The organism is Actinopolyspora alba, from assembly GCF_900112765.1.
In the GTDB taxonomy this organism is placed as follows: Bacteria; Actinomycetota; Actinomycetes; order Mycobacteriales; family Pseudonocardiaceae; genus Actinopolyspora; species Actinopolyspora alba.
Genome location: NZ_FOMZ01000001.1, coordinates 12,364 through 29,605, shown reverse-complemented (window position 1 = coordinate 29,605; position 17,242 = coordinate 12,364). Strand labels below are relative to the sequence as shown.

Annotated in this window: 18 protein-coding genes, 2 tRNA genes and 1 pseudogene; 12 read left to right on the top strand and 9 right to left on the bottom strand. The window is 68.1% G+C overall.

What is annotated here, in order from left to right; genetic code table 11:
• Position 1: 1 nt before the first annotated feature.
• The 6 genes from cbiQ to BM150_RS00085 all read right to left on the bottom strand — a co-directional run bounded on the left by cbiQ (position 2) and on the right by BM150_RS00085 (position 3,280).
• Complete coding sequence (gene cbiQ, locus BM150_RS00110; RefSeq protein WP_092921979.1) at positions 2–781, bottom strand: cobalt ECF transporter T component CbiQ; 780 nt, start codon at positions 779–781, stop codon at positions 2–4.
• Positions 778–1,188 carry a PDGLE domain-containing protein gene (locus tag BM150_RS00105; protein WP_092921976.1) on the bottom strand — a complete coding sequence of 137 codons (411 nt, stop codon included), beginning with the start codon at positions 1,186–1,188 and terminating at the stop codon, positions 778–780. Before BM150_RS00105 ends, cbiQ begins: the two co-directional genes overlap by 4 nt.
• Positions 1,185–1,895 (bottom strand): energy-coupling factor ABC transporter permease, encoded by a 711-nt coding sequence (locus BM150_RS00100; RefSeq protein WP_425427402.1) that lies wholly within the window; start codon positions 1,893–1,895, stop codon positions 1,185–1,187. The genes BM150_RS00105 and BM150_RS00100 overlap by 4 nt, the downstream gene beginning before the upstream one ends.
• Positions 1,896–2,335: 440 nt before the next feature.
• Positions 2,336–2,728, bottom strand: a complete 393-nt coding sequence (locus tag BM150_RS00095; protein ID WP_092921973.1) for a hypothetical protein — start codon at positions 2,726–2,728, stop codon at positions 2,336–2,338.
• The gene (locus BM150_RS00090; protein ID WP_092921970.1) at positions 2,721–3,029 is read right to left on the bottom strand and encodes a hypothetical protein; all 309 of its coding nucleotides are present in this window, start codon (positions 3,027–3,029) and stop codon (positions 2,721–2,723) included. Before BM150_RS00090 ends, BM150_RS00095 begins: the two co-directional genes overlap by 8 nt.
• Positions 3,026–3,280 (bottom strand): HC3 family zinc finger protein, encoded by a 255-nt coding sequence (locus tag BM150_RS00085; RefSeq protein WP_092921967.1) that lies wholly within the window; start codon positions 3,278–3,280, stop codon positions 3,026–3,028. The genes BM150_RS00090 and BM150_RS00085 overlap by 4 nt, the downstream gene beginning before the upstream one ends.
• Positions 3,281–3,421: 141 nt before the next feature.
• Here BM150_RS00085 and BM150_RS24990 point away from each other — a divergent pair.
• The 12 genes and pseudogenes from BM150_RS24990 to BM150_RS00030 form a co-directional block, all read left to right on the top strand.
• Positions 3,422–3,637: pseudogene (locus BM150_RS24990) on the top strand (helix-turn-helix domain-containing protein); the annotation flags it as partial.
• Between the two features lie 69 nt (positions 3,638–3,706).
• Positions 3,707–4,276, top strand: a complete 570-nt coding sequence (locus tag BM150_RS00080) for a DUF5753 domain-containing protein (RefSeq protein WP_245755209.1) — start codon at positions 3,707–3,709, stop codon at positions 4,274–4,276.
• Positions 4,273–4,467 (top strand): DUF397 domain-containing protein, encoded by a 195-nt coding sequence (locus BM150_RS00075; protein WP_092921961.1) that lies wholly within the window; start codon positions 4,273–4,275, stop codon positions 4,465–4,467. The genes BM150_RS00080 and BM150_RS00075 overlap by 4 nt, the downstream gene beginning before the upstream one ends.
• 131 nt (positions 4,468–4,598) lie before the next feature.
• Positions 4,599–5,444 carry a GNAT family N-acetyltransferase gene (locus BM150_RS00070; protein ID WP_092921958.1) on the top strand — a complete coding sequence of 282 codons (846 nt, stop codon included), beginning with the start codon at positions 4,599–4,601 and terminating at the stop codon, positions 5,442–5,444.
• Between the two features lie 249 nt (positions 5,445–5,693).
• On the top strand, positions 5,694–6,986 hold the full coding sequence (locus tag BM150_RS00065; RefSeq protein WP_092921955.1) for an MFS transporter: 1,293 nt from the start codon (positions 5,694–5,696) through the stop codon (positions 6,984–6,986).
• Positions 6,987–7,099: 113 nt separating this feature from the next.
• Positions 7,100–7,327, top strand: coding sequence for a DUF6158 family protein (locus BM150_RS00060; RefSeq protein ID WP_092603058.1), 228 nt, complete (start codon positions 7,100–7,102; stop codon positions 7,325–7,327).
• A 292-nt stretch (positions 7,328–7,619) separates the two neighbouring features.
• A tRNA-Ala gene (locus BM150_RS00055) sits at positions 7,620–7,692 on the top strand.
• A 294-nt stretch (positions 7,693–7,986) separates the two neighbouring features.
• Positions 7,987–9,333: an NADP-specific glutamate dehydrogenase gene (gene gdhA, locus BM150_RS00050; protein ID WP_092921952.1), complete on the top strand. Its 1,347-nt coding sequence runs from the start codon at positions 7,987–7,989 to the stop codon at positions 9,331–9,333.
• A 671-nt stretch (positions 9,334–10,004) separates the two neighbouring features.
• Entirely contained in the window at positions 10,005–11,066 is a 1,062-nt protein-coding gene (locus tag BM150_RS00045; RefSeq protein ID WP_217641273.1) for a glycoside hydrolase family 62 protein, read from the top strand.
• A gap of 414 nt (positions 11,067–11,480) precedes the next feature.
• On the top strand, positions 11,481–12,863 hold the full coding sequence (locus BM150_RS00040; RefSeq protein WP_092921949.1) for an LVIVD repeat-containing protein: 1,383 nt from the start codon (positions 11,481–11,483) through the stop codon (positions 12,861–12,863).
• Positions 12,864–12,928: 65 nt separating this feature from the next.
• Positions 12,929–13,495 carry a DUF305 domain-containing protein gene (locus tag BM150_RS00035; RefSeq protein ID WP_092921946.1) on the top strand — a complete coding sequence of 189 codons (567 nt, stop codon included), beginning with the start codon at positions 12,929–12,931 and terminating at the stop codon, positions 13,493–13,495.
• Between the two features lie 156 nt (positions 13,496–13,651).
• Positions 13,652–13,724: transfer RNA gene (locus BM150_RS00030), tRNA-Ala, on the top strand.
• Between the two features lie 67 nt (positions 13,725–13,791).
• Here BM150_RS00030 and BM150_RS00025 read toward each other — a convergent pair.
• From BM150_RS00025 to BM150_RS00015, 3 genes are all read right to left on the bottom strand, one after another.
• Positions 13,792–14,625 (bottom strand): pentapeptide repeat-containing protein, encoded by an 834-nt coding sequence (locus BM150_RS00025; RefSeq protein ID WP_092921943.1) that lies wholly within the window; start codon positions 14,623–14,625, stop codon positions 13,792–13,794.
• Between the two features lie 355 nt (positions 14,626–14,980).
• Positions 14,981–15,877, bottom strand: coding sequence for a TolB family protein (locus BM150_RS00020; RefSeq protein WP_092923098.1), 897 nt, complete (start codon positions 15,875–15,877; stop codon positions 14,981–14,983).
• A 112-nt stretch (positions 15,878–15,989) separates the two neighbouring features.
• Positions 15,990–17,234: a glycosyltransferase family 2 protein gene (locus BM150_RS00015; RefSeq protein WP_217641272.1), complete on the bottom strand. Its 1,245-nt coding sequence runs from the start codon at positions 17,232–17,234 to the stop codon at positions 15,990–15,992.
• Positions 17,235–17,242 lie beyond the last annotated feature (8 nt).

Below are 17,242 nucleotides of genomic sequence, written 5' to 3'. Positions count from 1 at the left end.
TTCAGCTCGTCCACACTGCCACTCCCGCGATCACAGCGCTCGTCGCCGCCGGGCTCAGGCCCAGCAGCCAGTTCCGCACCTCCTGACCCCGCGTCACCTGACGTGGTTCGTTCGGCTCCGGCAGTTCACCGGACCAGCCGCGCGCGACCATGGCCAGGTGCACCCGCTCCCCGCGTTCGTAGCACCGCAGGAACAGCGTGCCGACACCGCGGGCGGTCGCGTTCGCCTGCCACAGAAAGCGCGGACTGTCCCCGCGCGAGATCCGCGCCAGCCGCATCCGGCCCGCCTCGCCGATCACGACGCCGACGTAGCGCAGCATCAACGATGAGATCATGATCAGTGTCGTGGGGGTGCGCAGTCGCTGCAGCCCCAGCAGCAGCTCCCTGGGGGAGGTGGTGGCTGCCAGCGTCAGCGAGCAGAACAGGCCCAGCGTGCCTTTGGCGAGGATGTTCCATGCCGCGAGCAGCCCGGGGACCGACAGCGCCAGCCCGGCCACCTCGGTGCGTTCCCCGCCGAGTGCGAACGGCAGCACCAGCGCGAGCACCACGAACGGCAGCTCGATCAGCAGGCGGCGGGCCAGCCAGCCCGGAGGGATCCGTGCCACGGCGGCCAGCGCGCCGAGCAGCAGTGCGAAGCCACCGAAGGCCCAGAACGCGGCGCGCGGGGTGGCGACCACGCAGAGCACCACGCCGAACGCGGCGAGCAACTTGATCTGCGGTGCCAGCCGGTGCAGCGCGCTGTCACCCGGCAGGTGCAGCACACCGCCGTCGCCCGCGCTCATCGTCCGGTGTCGGGCGGGTCACCGTTCGGTGCGGTGGTCGAACTGCCCGAGGTCGGGCCGCTCGGCTTGCGCAGCAGTGCGAACAGTCCGCCCGCCAGCAGCAGGGTGACGAGCACACCGAGGATTCCCGCGAGCCCGGTCAACGAGCTGTTGCCCAGTACGGTGTAGTCCGCCAGCGGGCTCTCGGCGAAAGCGTGCTCCGTACCGCCGCGCGCGATGCAGTCACCGGTGAGCTGTTCGCCGTTCGAGGTCCGCACCGTCTCGCAGCCCTGCCGGGTGACGGTTTCGAGCCCGTCGGGGGAGGAATCGGCCAGATAGGACACCACCGCGGCGACGAACAGTGCGACCACGCCGAACCGGACGAAGAACGTCCTGCCACCGCGGCGGCGCTGTGCTGTGTTGTTCATGACCTGCCTTCCACGGTTCCCGACGCGGATTCGGTGTCGCCTCGCGCGGTCGGTCGTCCACTGCTCGGGGTCGCACGCAGCAGCCGGATCAGGTCGGGACGGCCCGCCGCGACCGCGCCGACGGTCAGCGCGGTGATGATTCCCTCGCCGATGCCGATCAGCAGGTGGATGCCGAGCATGGGCAGCACGGCCTGTGCCACGGAGAAACCGGCCGCCCCGCCGATCCAGTACTCCAGCAGGAAGCCCACCGAGGCCATGACGGTGTTGATCGTTCCGGCGAGGAAGGCTGTGACCAGCAGTCCGGATCTGTTGCGTCTCGCGAGAGGGCGCAGTGCCACCGCCACCAGGTAGCTGGCGGCGGTGCCGAGCAGCGCCATGTTGGTGATGTTGGCGCCGAGCATCGTCAGGCCGCCGTCGGCGAACAGCAGCGACTGCACCACCAGCACGATGGACACGCACAGCGTGCCCACCCACGGGCCGACCAGGATCGCGACCAGCGCGCCTCCGAGCAGGTGTCCGCTGACGCCGGGCAGCACCGGGAAATTGATCATCTGGGCGGCGAAGACGAAGGCCGCCACCAGGCCCGCCATCGGCGCGGTGCGATCGTCCAGCGTGGCTCGGGCCTTGACCAGCGAGAACCCGATTCCGGCCAGCGCGATCGCGCCGAACAGCAGGGCGGTCGGCGCGTTCAACAACCCGTCCGTCATGTGCAGGGCGAGCGGAGTGGTGTGCACGGCATGCTCCCTAGGGGCGCTGATCTCCCGCTCAGGCTAGGTGCCGTCGTGGTGCTGTGACCACAGTTGTGCAACAACGACCACATCGTGGTTCGGTCTCGGCGTCGTGACTTGAGCCTCGTGCCGCTGCCCCGTGAGCCGAGTCGCCCCGCTGCGTCTCCCGCACCCCCGCTGCCGTCTCCCTCACCCCTCCGCCGCTGTCTCCGCGATTTCGCGAGAAATTGACGGCGGGATGCGGCGCAGCGCGGTGTCGATTTCTCGCGAAATCGCCGGGCGTCGGGGTGTACCGCGGCGGGGTGGGGGGCCCGGCCGGGTCGGGAGCGGGGAGGGGACCCGGCCGGGCGGGGACGGCCCGGCCGCCCCGGTCGTCGGGGGTTTCGCGGCGGTCGGGCCGTGGTCGGGGGAGTGTCGGGCTACAGGGTGCGGAGTCCGTCGAGCACGCGGCGCATGAGCAGCAGCTCCGGGTGCTGGTCCGGTGAGTCGTGGTCCCGGTCCGGCACGGTAGATTCGGCAGTCGGGCTCCCCGGTAGGTAACGGCTACCGGGGCGTCCCTTTCCCGGGGGATCGTCGAGGGGCCAAAGCGTGCCCGACCAGCTCATCCGCCGTGTTTCACGGCCCGCGAGTCCGGGGCGGTACGTCGGGAGCGCCCCCGTCGTCCGGTGGAGCAGTTTTCCCACGGTCAGTGCGTCCACCCCGGCCAGTGCGTGGCGGGGTCGGTACCGGCTCGGATGCGTGCGGATCGCCAGGGTGATCGCCACGGCGGGCAGCAGGAAAGCACCGGTCAACGCGAGCAGTGGTTCAGTCATCCTCGTTCCCGTGGTCCCTGTCGTTTCCGCGTTCCCCGTCGCTTTTGTCGTTCCCGTCGTTCCCGCTGCTCGGGTCGGGACCGTCCGCTTCGGCGGGGTGCTCGGTTCCGGCGGTGAGCTCGCCGCGCGGCAGGGTCGCGGCGTGCTCGTGAAGCGCCGCGGCCAGCTGCTCCAGCGCGTCAGCGGTGTCGTCGCACTGGGTGGGGCTGTAGCGGTTTCCGCCGATCTCGTAGGCGGCTCGCTCCAGCAGCCAGTGGCCCTGGGTCAGCAGTCCGGCCAGGTGGGTGTGGGGGTTGCTCATGAGTTCGCTCCGATCCGTCGTTCGATCTCGGCCAGTGGTTCCAGACCCGCGATCTCGCGGGTTCGCTCGTCGCAGGCGCGGCAGGTCTTCCAAAGCCAGGCGAGATCACCGGTGGCGCTGGTGACCCGCTGCCCGCAAAGCGTCGTCACCGTGATGTCGGGCGGGAACTCGTTGCCCGAGAAGGACGGAACCTGGTCCTGACTGGCGTGCCTGGCCCGATCTCCGGGCACCCAGGTGAAGGGGTGTGACATGATCACTCCTACTGGAACTCTTCTCACCAGTGGTGTCGCTGGTGCGATCTGGTGTGCACCAGATTGCTAGTGATGCCCCACAGCTCGCAATCCCACGATCGGTTGACTTTGTCCGTTCGCGTGTCCAACTAGGATCGGTGTATGGCTCGCACCAACGGAGGTACGCCAAGAGCGCGTGCTCTCGGCGCTGAACTGCGAAGAGCACGCGAAGAGTGCGGTATAGGTGTTCGCGAACTGGCGCGCCGTCTCGATACCGATCACTCGAAGATTTCGCGTCACGAGAGCGGACATTCGACTCCTCCGGCGCCGGAGTACGTGGCGAGCATCCTCACGGCACTGGGGGTTTCCGAGAACGAGCGCGAAAGACTCGTCGAGATGGCACGTGGCGCAGGGGAACCCAACTGGGTCTCACCTGGTGTGCCTGGTGTGCAACATGAGTTGACCACCCTGATCGAGTTCGAGCGGGACGCCACTCAGGTGACCGAAGTATCGACGATGGTGCTGCCGGGATTGCTGCAGATCGCCGACTACGCACGAGCGGTAATGACGGGAGCTTCGAGCAGCGATGTCGAAGCACGTGTCACGCTTCGGCTCGGAAGGCGAGAGATCCTGACGAACAAGCAGGGTCCGCACTTCACCGCTCTCATCATGGAAACCGCGTTGCGCAATCCGATCGGTGGTCGTGCCGTTCTCGCCGAGCAACTTCGGCACATCGTCGACGTGGCGAGTTGGGAAAGAGTGACTGTGCAGGTCATCCCAGCCGGAATCGAGAGGTGGCACCCCGCGCACGCGGGAGCCTTCATCCTGTTCGAATTCCCGAAGTCGAAACCGATCGTCCACATAGAGCAGTACAGTTCCTCCACCTTCCTGCACGAGCCCGAGGATGGTCGGGCATATCAGGAAGCGGCGGGTACGCTCCGGCAGTTGGTGATGAGCCCTGAGGATTCCACGGAGCTCATCGCTCGTATCGCCAACGAAACGGAGAACTCGCAGTGACGGCACACCACCCCGAAGGATGGCGTAAGTCCAGCCGTTCGCAGCATCAAACGGCGTGCGTCGAGGTCGGTCGGATCGCCGACGGCGCGGCGGTGCGGGACAGCAAGGATCGTTCGGCCGGGTTCGTCACGGCCAGTGGTTCGCAGTGGCGGGCGTTCGTGACGGCGGTCAAGACCGACCGGTTCGGCTGAACCCGCGCGGACACCACCGACACGGCGTCCCGAGGCGATCTGAGGTAGCCCGGGTCGTTTCGGGGCGCCGTTTCCGCGTATTCCACGTGATGGTAACCGACGGCCGTTGGTCTTAACGGCAGAATGTTGTCGTGGACCCGCTACACGATCCGGACGACGAAGAACTGCTCGCACCGGAGCAGGCCCGTGACCTCGCCGCGCTGGTGGAGCGCGCGCAGCTGGCCTCCGGGGCGGTGCGCGAGGGGCGAGTCGGCAAGGTCGGCGTCGCCGACGTCGTGCTCAACGCGGGTAACCCGCTGGCCCTCGGCAACCGCGCCTGCGGATTGTGGGGCACCTCCGCCGAGGTCGCCACCACGCTGTTCCGGCTGGAGAGCGTGTTCGCCGAGTCGGGCAGGCCCGAGGCCGTGGTGCACGCCTCCCCGACCACGGTGGCCGACATCGAGGGGATCGCCGACGACTCGGGCTGGCACGCGGTCGCCGAGAACGTCGCGCTGCTGTACCGCCCCGACCCGGCCGCACGCGAGACCGAGGCCATCGGCACCCACCCGGTGCGCGAAGCGGTGCAGGACGACCTGCCCTCGGTGGCCGAGCTGCTGGCGGACGAACTGGACCTCTCGTCCGGGGCCGAACGCCGCCTGCCGCGCAACCTCGGCCAGCGGCTGGACGATCCACGGTGCTTCCTGCACGTGCTGGACGACGGCGAGCTCGAACGGGTGGCCGGGTTCGTGCTCGGTTTCGCCGAGAGCGGCATGGGACTGGTCGAGCACATCGCGGTACGCCCCGGCAGGCGCAATCGAGGCAGGGGCGGTGAGCTGCTGCGCGTCGGGGTGGACGCGGCCGTGGAACGCGGGGCGCTGCTGGTGGCCACGCACGCCGAGGACGGCGGATCCGCGCAGCGCTTCGCGGAGTCCTGCGGCTTCGAGACCGCCTACGCCGTCACCGCCTACACCCGCCGCGTGGACGAACTCCTCGAATAGCTACGCCACGGTCCGCCGTGCCTGTCGAGTGGCGATCTCTCCCGCCGGCTCGCATCTTCTCTCCGAGAACGGAGTGCCGGACAGGACGTCCGGTGGGCACTGTATCTCCGGTGGGCGCTGTAATCTCCGGTAGTCGTCGCGGCCGGTGAGCACCGCGTCACGTGTGGCGAAATCCCGCCCGGGGTGGCGAGATCGGGAATATTTCACGATCGAGTGAACTTGTGCCCTGCTGGACGACAAGGAGGCACAGTGCCGGAGACCTCGCCGACCGCGACCGAGAACCAGCCGAACGAATCGCCACGCAAGTCGAGCACGCTGTCCGAGCTGCCCCGCGAGATATGGGTCCTGATCAGCGGCGGTTTCATCGTCGCCATCGGGATGGGCATCGTCTCGCCCGCGCTGCCCACCTTCGCGACCAGCTTCAACGTCGGCGTGACGGCCGCGGCTTTCATCGTCAGTGCCTTCGCGCTGATGCGGCTCGTCTTCGCCCCCGCCAGCGGACGGCTGGTCTCGGCGTTCGGCGAGCGGCCGAACTACGTGCTCGGCATCGTCATCGTCGGCATCAGCTCCACCGCCTGCGCCTTCGCGCAGTCCTACTGGCAGCTGCTGGTGTTCCGGGGGCTCGGCGGCATCGGCTCCACCATGTTCACCGTCTCGGCGCTGGCCCTGCTGGTGCGGCTCGCCCCGGCACACCTGCGTGCCAGGGCCTCCGGGCTGTGGGCGACCAGCTTCCTGCTGGGCAGCATCTCGGGTCCGGTGCTCGGCGGGCTGCTGATCGGGTTCTCGCTGCGACTGCCCTTCCTGATCTACGGCATCGCGCTGTACCTGGCCGCCTTCGTCGGCTGGTTCCTGCTGCGCGACTCCACGCTGGCCGATCCGCAGCAGTACGCCGACGCCCCCGACCTCAGGGTCACCACCGCGTTGCGGGACGCCAGTTACCGCGCCTCGCTGCTGGCGAACTTCAGCAAGGGCTGGACCGCGCAGGGCGTGCGGATCGCGCTGATCCCGCTGTTCATCGTCGAGGCGATGCGGCTGCCCGACGCGATGACCGGTATCGCCCTGTCGGTGTTCGCGGCGGGCAACGCGGCCGTGCTGTTACCGGCGGGCAGGCTGGCCGACTCGCGCGGGCGCAAACCGATGCTGCTGAGCGGGTTGGCCATCGCCGCTGTGGGCAGCGCCGCGATCGGATTCAGCGAGTCGGTGCCCTGGCTGCTGGGGGCCTCGCTGGTGGGCGGAATCGGCATGGGGCTGTGCACCCCGGCGCAGAGCGCGGCCGTGGCCGACATCGTCGGGCCGAAGGCCAAGGGCGGCCCGGTGCTGGCCGCCTTCCAGATGTCGGCCGACGTCGGCACGATCATCGGGCCGCCGCTGGCGGGTGCGCTGGCGGGCGCGTTGTCCTACCGTGCCGCGTTCCTGCTCACCGGTTGTGTGGCGCTGGTCGCGATGGTGACCTGGCTGTTCGCGCCGGAGACGCTCGGCCGCAAGTCCCGTTCCGAGCCGACCGATTCCGATCGGAACGTCGAGTCGGCAGATCCCGCGTAGTCGACCGGAACGGGCGCGGCGGAACGGGCATGGCGGAACGAATTCCCGGCGACGGGTGTCGCACCGCCGCCAACCGGGTACCCCCGCGAAAAACCCGGTGGGGAGGGGAGCGCGTGTCCATGGAAACCGGAGTGGAAGCAACCGAGTTGTCCGAGGTCGACCTGCGGCGGGAGCTGCGGCACCTGCACGAGACGCGGAACGAGACGTTTCTGCACGGTTCCTCGGACGCCCTGGAGGAACACACCCGCAGGACGTTCGAGCTGGAGCAGGAGTACCTCCGCAGGCATCCCGAACGGGAGGTCGACCCGAGGCGCACCCGGGAGGGCGCCCGAGCGGGTTGAACGCCGCGTGGCGGCGGTGCGGGCGACCGAGACCTCGGAGTGCGCGTGGTGTGGCTCACTTCGGGTGCTTTCGGGGGTGCCGACGGGCTCGTTCGCCCCACCGCGTTGCCCGCTGTCGGATCGGTCGACGTAAGCGGTTGCGAAACCGCTGGGCACGACGCCTCTGGTTCTTGTGATCGAAAAAGTGGGACCCCCTGCTCGGAAGGGGTTCGCCCTGTTGTAAAGTAGTGGCACAACGGAAGGCGGGGTCGGAAACGAAAAACCGAGCCGGCCTACCGGGAGAACCGAACAAGGGGCTGTGGCGCAGTTGGTAGCGCACCTGACTGGCAGTCAGGGGGTCACGGGTTCGAGTCCCGTCAGCTCCACAGTAAGTACTTCGATGACCCCGCACTTCGCGCTCGCGCGGTGCGGGGTTTTTCGCGTCAGCGGTCTCTTCCTCCCCCGGGGCGCCCTTGATCCGGTAGTTCCGGGACCGAAGCAGCGGCGGGGGTCGCGTTTCGGGCAACCGGCCGAGCGTGTTCCGCCCAACGATGCGGTGCGGCCGGATGAGGAAGCTCACCGGCTCTGGACACTCCGCCGCTTTACCTATAGGACCGGTGCGGGGCACGTGCCCGGTGGCTGGCCCCGCGAGTCCGAACGCGGAGGGAAAGGGCGGTGCGATGGACGTCACCGAACACGTCGAAAGCGTCTACGCGGAGCTCCGCCGACGCGATCCCGGGGAGAGCGAGTTCCACCAGGCGGCCGCCGAGGTGCTGCACGACCTAGAACCGGCACTGCGGAAGCATCCGGAGTACGTGGACGCGCGGATCGTCGAGCGCCTCTGTGAACCGGAACGGCAGCTCGTCTTCCGCGTTCCGTGGACCGACGATCGTGGTGACGTCCGGGTCAACCGCGGGTTCCGCGTGGAGTTCAGCAGCGCCCTGGGGCCGTACAAGGGCGGGCTGCGGTTCCACCCGAGCGTCGATCTCGGCACCGTCAAGTTCCTCGGCTTCGAGCAGATCTTCAAGAACGCGTTGACCGGTATGGCCCTCGGCGGGGGCAAGGGCGGGGCCGACTTCGACCCCAAGGGAAAGTCCGACGGCGAGATCATGCGGTTCTGCCAGTCGTTCATGACCGAGCTCCACCGGAGCCTGGGCGAGCACACCGATGTCCCGGCCGGTGACATCGGTGTGGGGGGCCGCGAGATCGGTTACCTCTTCGGCCAGTACAAGCGGATCACGAACCGCCACGAGGCGGGGGTGCTGACCGGCAAACCGGTCGCGTGGGGCGGCTCGCACGTTCGCACCGAGGCGACCGGCTACGGCGTGGTGTACTTCCTCCAGGAGATGCTCGCCACCCGAGGTCGTTCCCTGGAAGGCCGGCGCGTGGTGGTCTCCGGTTCGGGCAACGTGGCCGTCTACGCCGTCGAGAAGGCGAGTGCCCTGGGGGCGACGGTGCTGGCCTGCTCCGATTCGGTCGGTTATCTCGTCGACGAGGACGGACTCGATCCGGAGCTGTTGCAGGAGATCCGGGAGGTGCGCGGGCAGCGCCTGCCCGCCTACGCCGAGGCCAGGCCGAACGCCCGGTTCGTCGAGAGCGGCTCGGTGTTCGACGTGCCGTGCGACGTCGCGCTGCCCTGCGCCACCCAGAACGAACTGACCCGGGAACACGCCCTGACGCTGGTCAAGAACGATGTGTTCGCGGTCGCCGAGGGCGCGAACATGCCGTGCACGGCCGAGGCGATCGAGGCGTTCCGGGAGGCGGGAGTGCTCTTCGGCCCCGGCAAGGCCGCCAACGCGGGAGGAGTGGCCACCTCGGCGCTGGAGATGCAGCAGAACGCATCCCGCGAGACCTGGACCTTCGAGCGGACCGAGGACAGGCTCGCCACCGTCATGCGCGACGTCCACGAGCGGTGCCGTGCCACTGCGGAGTCCTACGGCGGTGCCTCCCACGACTACGTCTTCGGTGCCAACATCGCGGGCTTCCTCCGCGCGGCGGAGGCGATGATGGCCCAGGGAGTCGTCTGAGCGGCCACCGTGTAACCAGTCGCGCCGGGGTGCTTTCGGCTGAGTATCGCGGCTCTCGTGTCCCTGCCGAGCCGGTCGGTTCCGTGACGGAGTCCCGATCGGCTCGGCACGACGGGGCGCTGAACGGACTTCTCGGCGTGAGGACGAGTCCCGAAACGGATTTCGCCCGAGTTCGCCCGTCGAGCGGTTGACGGCTGGTGCTGCCGAGCCAATCCGGGAAGTCGTTCTCGTGCGAGTGTTGACAGCGATCGGAACTTCGAGGAACTTCGGTTCCCGACAGCTTCGAACCTTGTTCGGTATGACGGACAATCCTTTCGGGGTTGTCGCGACAACTCCGTGGGCGAGAGTCACGAGGAGGGTTCCGTGTGATCGGGATTCAGGCCTTCCGGTGATGCGTGCTCTCCGGTGCTTCGCGACCGGAGAACCGGAAGAGGATCGGCTGTTCACACCGTGGTGTGCCGGCCGATTCCGGGATCGGTGTCCACTCTCATCCGCAGTGCTCCGTTGGCTGTTCTGCTCGGCGCAGGGCAATCATTGGAGCGCTCCCACAAAACGAGAGGCGAGCCGGTGCTGCCGGATGGCGCTGCCACAGCGATGTGTCCGGTTCGAACCCTTCCGGGAGATCCGCCCACTCGGTCCCGGGAAACCGCTTCCGCAAGGAGGAGACCCCAGTGCGATACTCACGCTGGTTCGCGGTGCTGGCCGCCGCGATGATCGCTGCCGGCGGCATGTCCGCCGGTTACACGGACACGGCAGCGAGCGCGGACACCACGGCCGAGCTGCCGTCGAGCTTCCAGTGGACCTCCACCGGCCCGTTGATCAGCCCCAAACCCGACGCGAACCACGACGCGGTCTCCTTCAAGGACCCCTCGGTGGTGCGCTACGACGGCGAGTGGTTGGTGTACGGGACGACAGCGAGCGAATCGGGAGGTTGGAACCTGGTCTACACCCACTTCAGCGACTGGTCGCAGGCCTCCTCGGCCCCGCACTACTACCTCGACCAGTCCGCCATCGGCTCCGGATACCGCGCCGCACCGCAGGTGTTCTACTTCGAGCCCCAGGACAAGTGGTACCTGGTCTACCAGACCGGGGTTCCCTCGTACTCCACCACGGACGATCCGAGCGATCCGAGCTCCTGGTCCGAGCCGAGGAACCTCATGGACAGCATGCCGGACATCGTTTCCGACAACATCGGTGACGGGCACTGGGTGGACTTCTGGGTCACCTGCGACTCGGCCATGTGCTACCTGTTCTCCTCCGACGACAACGGTCACCTCTACCGTGCGGAGACCACGATCGGGCAGTTCCCCTACGGCTTCGGCGATACCGAGATCGCCGTGTGGGACACCCCCGAGGACCTGTTCGAGGCGAGCAACGTCTACAAGGTGGCGGGAACCGGCAAGTACCTGCTGCTGGTGGAGGCCATCGGCAGCGACGGTCATCGCTGGTTCCGCTCCTGGACCGCCGACAGCATCGACGGCTTCTGGAACCGGTTGGCCGACACCGAGCGGAACCCGTTCGCCAGGTCCAACAACGTCACGTTCCCCGGTGGACGATGGACGGCCGACATCAGCCACGGCGAGCTGATCCGCTCCGGTGTCGACCAGACCATGACGATCGACCCCTGCAGGCTCCAGTTCCTCTACCAGGGCAAGGATCCGAACGCCGGCGGTGAGTACTCCCAGCTCCCGTACGAGCTCGGGCTGCTGACCCAGACCAACTCGTCCTGCTGACGGGAGTCGGTGGCTCGGTTCTCCCGTGTCGCTCGGTGGAACGTTTCGGGGCTCTCGCCCGAGGCGGCCCGGTGTCGAGCAGTGGCCACACCGGGCCGTCCGCGCGAGAGAACTCGCGGGTGGGCGGGCAGCGAACCACCCCCGGTCTCCTGGAAGTGCGGTTTCGCCGATCGGCACCCGCTCCGCTGTGAAATACGTTGAGGGCTCCGGTAGGTCCTTTTGTCCGATTCGGTGCTCCTTTCGGCGTAGCGATCATTGCGACATGCGGCCATGTTTCCTGCTGTGCGATGCGTAAATACCCGATCGCACCCTGTCCGGAGCCGTTCCGGCGTGTAAGGATCCTCGCCGGAAAACTCGGGATCCTCCGGCTCGCCCGGCGAGTCCTGAGTTGGGGATTTCAGGGAGGTTGACCGAATGCTGGAGTTTCGTGGCCGACGGCGATCCCGAAGGCCGCTCGCGCTCGGCTTGGCCGCTGCCGTCGCCGGGCTGGCACTGATCGTGCCGTCCGTCGCCGCCCAGCCGCCGGATGACGACGTGCGGCACAGCAACAATGTCCACCCGGTGGCCAACGTGCCACGGCAGGGTCCGCTGCGGGAGTCGACCCACAGCGATCTGGCTTTCTACCAGAACTACGCCTTCCAGGGCAGCTACGACGGTTTCACCGTCTACGACATCTCCAAACCGCACAAGCCGAGGACGGTCACCCAGGTGCACTGCCCGGGTGGACAGGGTGACGTGTCGGTGAGTCCGGACGGCAGCCTGCTGTTCCTGTCGGTGGACTACGCGCGCACCGATTCCACCTGCCAGAGCGAGCAGGGGTCCTACGAGGATCCGAACTCCTGGGAGGGAATGCGGGTCTTCGACATCAGTGACAAGGCGAACCCGCGCTACATCAAGGGCATCAAGACCAACTGCGGTTCGCACACCCACACCATGGTGCCGGGCAAGAACACCGACGACCTGTTCCTCTACGTCTCGTCGTACAACCCGGACCCGGCGTTCCCGAACTGCCAGCCGCCGCACGACTCGATCTCGGTCGTCAACGTCCCGGCGGGTAGCCCGAGCGACGCGAAGGTGGTCGCCGAGCCGGTGCTGTTCCCCGACGGCGGGGCGGCAGGCACCGCGGGCTGCCACGACATCACGGTCTACCCGGAGTACGACCTCGCCGGTGGCGCCTGCATGGGCGACGGCGCGCTGCTGGACATCTCCGACCGCGTCGAGCCGCGGGTGATCACCACGGTGGAGGACCCGAACTTCGCGTTCTACCACTCGGCGACGTTCACCAACGACGGCAAGAGCGTCCTGTTCACCGATGAGCTCGGTGGCGGCGGTGCGCCGACGTGCAACGACGAGGTCGGTCCCAAGAAGGGCGCGAACGCGATCTACGACATCACCGGCAGCGGGGACGACCGCGAGCTCGACTTCCAGAGCTACTACAAGATCCCGCGCGACCAGACCGACACCGAGAACTGCGTGGCGCACAACGGGAACCTGATCCCCGTTCCGGGCCGCAACGTCTACGTGCAGTCCTGGTACCAGGGCGGTGTGTCGATCTTCGACTTCACCGACACCACCGCGCCGAAGGAGATCGGCTACTTCGACCGCGGTCCGGTCAACGAGGAATACCTGACCCTCGGCGGTTCCTGGTCGGCGTACTACTACAACGGTTACGTCTACTCCAGCGACATCACGCGCGGCCTGGACGTCATGAAGGTGACCGGTCCCGGCATGGGCCATGCCAAGCAGGTCCAGCTGGACGTCCTGAACCCGCAGACGCAGTACTCGTACCCCGAGTGATCCGTCCTGCCGCCGGGTCCGGTCGCCACCGGGCCCGGCGCGGGCCGTTCGGAAGGGAGCAGGCGATGTTCCTGCGGAAGCTTTCCCCGCTGGTGGTGGTGCTGCTGGCGGCTCTGCTCGGTGCCGGGACCGCGAGTGCGGCCACCCGGGCGTACAACGAGGCCGACGCCGAGTTCACCCGCATGATGATCCCGCACCACTACCAGGCGATCGTCATGTCCGAACTGGCTCCGGACCGCGCGGCGGATCCCGAGCTGAAGTCGCTGGCCGACCGCATTCGCACCGAGCAGAGTCTGGAAATTCAGATGATGCGGGGCTGGCAGGGCCGCAACGGTCTGCCGGTGACCGATCCGGAGACCGCCTACCAGGAGGTGCTGGACAACCCCGACATGCTCGAGCGGATGGGTATGGCCACCCGGGAGGAGATGGACCGGCTCGCGACGCTCTCCGGAGCCGAGTTCGACCGGATGTTCCTGGACCTGATGATCCCGCACCACGACGGTGCGGTCGCGATGTTGCGGGACGTGATCCTCAACGGCAGCGACCAGGAGTTGAACCAGATGTCCCAGGACATGATGTCCACTCAGAAGGCCCAGCTCGCGATCATGCACGACATGCGCGAGGCCGTGTGATGTGAGCACGCCGGGTCCGGGCCGTCACCGGCGGCCCGGGCATCCGCGTGGGCAACTGCTCGGGGGAGGCCCCGAACGGCTCGCGTGCGGACGGTGTATCGTGTCCGCGCAAGGGATGAGCGGTCACGACGAGCTGAACATCCCGATCGGGAAAACGGGGCTGTGGCGCAGTTGGTAGCGCACCTGACTGGCAGTCAGGGGGTCACGGGTTCGAGTCCCGTCAGCTCCACAGGCAATACTTCGCCCCCTCCGCGTCCGACCCGGCCGATGCGAGTGGCACGCCGGGCTTTTCCGGATCACCAGTGCGCGGGGCGGGAAAACGTTTCGGGCAAGCCGGTTCGCGCGTCCCCAAGAGCGGCGTTGACCTGTGGCTGGGTCAGGAACAGGCTGCCGCGCAGGTCGGCACCGGCGAGATCGGCCCCTCGTAGGTCGGCACCGATCACGTCGGCGGTTCGCAGATCAGCGCCGCTGAGCCTCGCACCGATCAGGCAGGCCCCGCGCAGGCTGGCGCCCCGCAGCTCGGCCCCACTCAGGTCGGCGCCCAACAGGTCGGCCCCGCGATGGTTCACCCCGTACGCCGGGAGTCCCTCGCGCGCCAGCTCGCTGGTGCGCAGCAGCTGTGGATTGATCTCGTCGCGGAGCGCGTTCGGATCCAGTGCCACGAGCGCTTCGGCGCTGAGTTCGGTGAGGCCCTCGACGCGGTCGAATGCGGCCCGCAGTTCCTCCCGCAACTCGCGGGGCCGCGCCAGCTCCAGTGCCTCGGTGAGGTACCAGAGCAGTTCGTGGAGCTGGCGCATCATCCCGAACGAGTCGAACATCGCTCGTGCGGTGTGCGGCGCCCGCCGCCAGTCGGTTCCCTCGAAGGTGTGCTGTGAGACGCGCTGCCCGGCGCCGAAGCAGTCGAAGGTGACGCAGCCCGCGAAGCCTTCCTCCCGTAGTCGGGGGTGAATGCCGCAGCCGAAGTCCGCCAGCAGGTTCCCGCAGGGAGTTCCGGCCTCCTTGTCCACGGGGAAATCGGCGGAGACGGCGAAGGGCAGCGCGACGCAGCACAACCCGAAGCAGTTCGAGCAGTCGGCTCGCAGCTCGCTTCGGTCCTGCTTGCCGGAGGTAGGTGCGGTGTGGTCGGACACGCTGCTCGGGCTCCTGTCTCGGAAAACTGATCTGTCCGGGCCACTCTGTCCGGACCGGCGTAGTCACCTCGTCCCGTAAGTGGGACGCCGCCATCATCCCGCGCTCACCTGCCGTCGCTCGCGCCGGTCCCGGTCCGCTCGGACGTGGTGTTCCGCCGGTACTCACATCGCAGCGACGGCTCGATTTCTCACGAAATCGTCGGTCCGGTGGGGTGGTGTGGCTCCGTGGCCGTCAATTTCTCGCGAAATCGCCGCGCCATCGACGCAGGCCGAGCTCCGAGCGCCCTCGCCTCCGGCACCGCCGTGCCGGAGGTTCCGCCACGAAACCAATTTCGCGGACCGAGCCGCCGAAGTCCTACCCGTAGGAGACGAAGGCGAACCGACCGCTGTCGGGAGCCCAGTTGCCCACGTTGCTGGTGCCCTGCCCACCGAACAGCGGGAAGGTGCGGATCGGGGTCTGCCAGTCCGCGGTGGAGACCACGTGGATCGCCACCTCGGTGTCGGGCGGGTGCCCGAGAGTCCCGGCCGGGTAGGACAGGTAGTTCGCGTACCTGCCGTCCGGTGAGACGTGCGGGAACCAGTCCACGGTCGCCGAGCTCACCAGCCGACGAGGTGTTCCCCCTTCGGCGGGGACGCGTGCCAGCTGCGCGTGCCCGGGCTCCCCGCCGAACGACTCGTCGTTGAACACGATCCACTCGCCGTCCGGGGTGTACTCCGGCCCGTCGAGGTGTCCCGGCCCGGTCTCCAGCACCCGCACGGGACCGCCCGTGGCGGGCAGTACCGCCAGCTCACCGGCTGTACCGTCCCCACCGCTCGGCAGCAGCACGCACGCCAGACTCCTTCCGTCCGGACTGACGCCGTGCAGGTAGTGCCGCCACCCGTCGTCCTCGGTCAGCCGGGTGGCCGCGCCTCCGGTGATCGGGGCGGCGTAGATGTGCCCGTCCTTGGCCGTGACGTAAACGGTCCGCCCGTCCGGTGCGGGCACGTGATCGTTGTTGATGTCCGGCACCCCGGTCAGCGGGACGTGTTCGACGTCGTCGGGACGAGCGGCGTCGAGCCGCCACAGCGCCCCGTTCCCGTTGAGCAGCAGCGCGCTGCCGTCCGGGGTCCAGTTGGGGGCTTCGAGCAGGATCTCCGCCGTCTCGAACAGCTTCCGTGGCTCCGGGGAGTCCTGGGCGGCGAGCTGAACCACGGTGCGTTGGCCCGGTGCCAGTCGTCGGAAGTTCCCGCCGTCGCGCGCGGTGTCGGTCATGCGTCCATCGTCCGTGGCGAGCCGCGGCACTCGGCTTCGGGGCGGTACGGCGGGAGAGCCCACCGCTCGCCTCGAATGGTCGGGGAGTCTCCGGCGCGCCGCCCGGAGAACCTCACTCCGCCACGACGGACCGGTCGGGTACCCGGTCCGTCTTGGCCCAGGAGTTCCGCCGCGTCACCCTGCGGAACATCGCGCGCCACGTGGCTAACACCCCGCACAGCAGGAAACCCGGATAGCACACTCCGGCCAGCAGGCAACGCCGCAGCGGCTCGTCACCCAGTCGCAGGCGGTGCACCAGACCCCACACCAGTCCGGGCAGGAACAGCAGGAACAGCCAGGTGGCGGAGGCCAGCACGATCGCCGGGGCAGCCGTGAGCACGTTTCCGGTGGTCGCCGCGGTGGTGGTGACCACGCTGAGCGCGACCAGGCCGCTGAATATCACCGACATCGGGACCGTCGCCCAGGGCATGATCAACGCCAGCAGAAAGTCCAGCAGCGCCGGATTGCTCACCGCACGCGATCTCACCAGGCTCGGAACGTGGTGCGCGCACTGCAGATTGCCCTGTGCCCAGCGGGCTCGTTGCCGCAGCAGCCTCGGTACGTCCGGAAGCCCCTGCTGGCCGACGCGTGCACTGTTGGTGTATCTGACGCGCACACCGTCCAAGTGCAACCGCAGCGCGAATTCGTAGTCCTCCACCAGGCTGTCGGACCAGGAGTACGAGGCGAGCACGGAGAGCCGGATGAACTGGCCGTTGCCACCCAGTCCCACACTGCCGAGCAGATCCCGCAGCAGCTGCACGGAGTCCATCATCACGCCGAACTCCAGGTCCTGCAGCAGTGCCAGCACACTCTCGCGGTTCTGGATGCGTATTCCGCACTGCACCGCACCGATCGTCTCGTCACGCAGCATCTTCGTGACTTCGCCGAGCATGTCGGGGCTGCCCCGGCCGTCACCGTCGAGCACGCCGACCACGGTTCGCGCGGGATCCAGCTCCGTGTGGCTGAGGATGTAGCCGCACGCCTGGTTGAGCGAGTCGCCCTTGCCGAGGCGTGCCCGGGGTGGTTCGCGGTGGATCACGTGCAGTCGGGGGTCGGTGATGCCCGCCAGTATCGCGCGGGTGTCGTCGTCGGAGTCGTCGTCGATCACCAGCACCCGAACCGGCGTTTCGGGGCTCCCCAGTGCCAGTGCGTGATCGACCGTGCTTGCGATGACGCGTTCCTCGTTCAGCGTCGGGATCACGATGAAGAACGAGAACGGCTCGTTCTCGTCGTGCTCCGTCACGGACGCCGGAACCCGCCACGAGAACGCCGCGAGTAGCAGATTCAGCGTGGGCCACCAGACGAGTAGTACGATCATCAGTACTA

What these genes read in the sequence shown, in the direction of transcription:
- BM150_RS00085 (WP_092921967.1), bottom strand. Translation starts at nt 3,280, where the DNA reads ATGTCACACCCCTTCACCTGGGTGCCCGGAGATCGGGCCAGGCACGCC.
- BM150_RS00090 (WP_092921970.1), bottom strand. Translation starts at nt 3,029, where the DNA reads ATGAGCAACCCCCACACCCACCTGGCCGGACTGCTGACCCAGGGCCAC.
- BM150_RS00100 (WP_425427402.1), bottom strand. Translation starts at nt 1,895, where the DNA reads ATGACGGACGGGTTGTTGAACGCGCCGACCGCCCTGCTGTTCGGCGCG.
- BM150_RS00040 (WP_092921949.1), top strand. Translation starts at nt 11,481, where the DNA reads ATGCTGGAGTTTCGTGGCCGACGGCGATCCCGAAGGCCGCTCGCGCTC.
- BM150_RS00095 (WP_092921973.1), bottom strand. Translation starts at nt 2,728, where the DNA reads ATGACTGAACCACTGCTCGCGTTGACCGGTGCTTTCCTGCTGCCCGCC.
- gdhA (WP_092921952.1), top strand. Translation starts at nt 7,987, where the DNA reads ATGGACGTCACCGAACACGTCGAAAGCGTCTACGCGGAGCTCCGCCGA.
- BM150_RS00020 (WP_092923098.1), bottom strand. Translation starts at nt 15,877, where the DNA reads ATGACCGACACCGCGCGCGACGGCGGGAACTTCCGACGACTGGCACCG.
- BM150_RS00035 (WP_092921946.1), top strand. Translation starts at nt 12,929, where the DNA reads ATGTTCCTGCGGAAGCTTTCCCCGCTGGTGGTGGTGCTGCTGGCGGCT.
- BM150_RS00105 (WP_092921976.1), bottom strand. Translation starts at nt 1,188, where the DNA reads ATGAACAACACAGCACAGCGCCGCCGCGGTGGCAGGACGTTCTTCGTC.
- BM150_RS00015 (WP_217641272.1), bottom strand. Translation starts at nt 17,234, where the DNA reads ATGATCGTACTACTCGTCTGGTGGCCCACGCTGAATCTGCTACTCGCG.
- cbiQ (WP_092921979.1), bottom strand. Translation starts at nt 781, where the DNA reads ATGAGCGCGGGCGACGGCGGTGTGCTGCACCTGCCGGGTGACAGCGCG.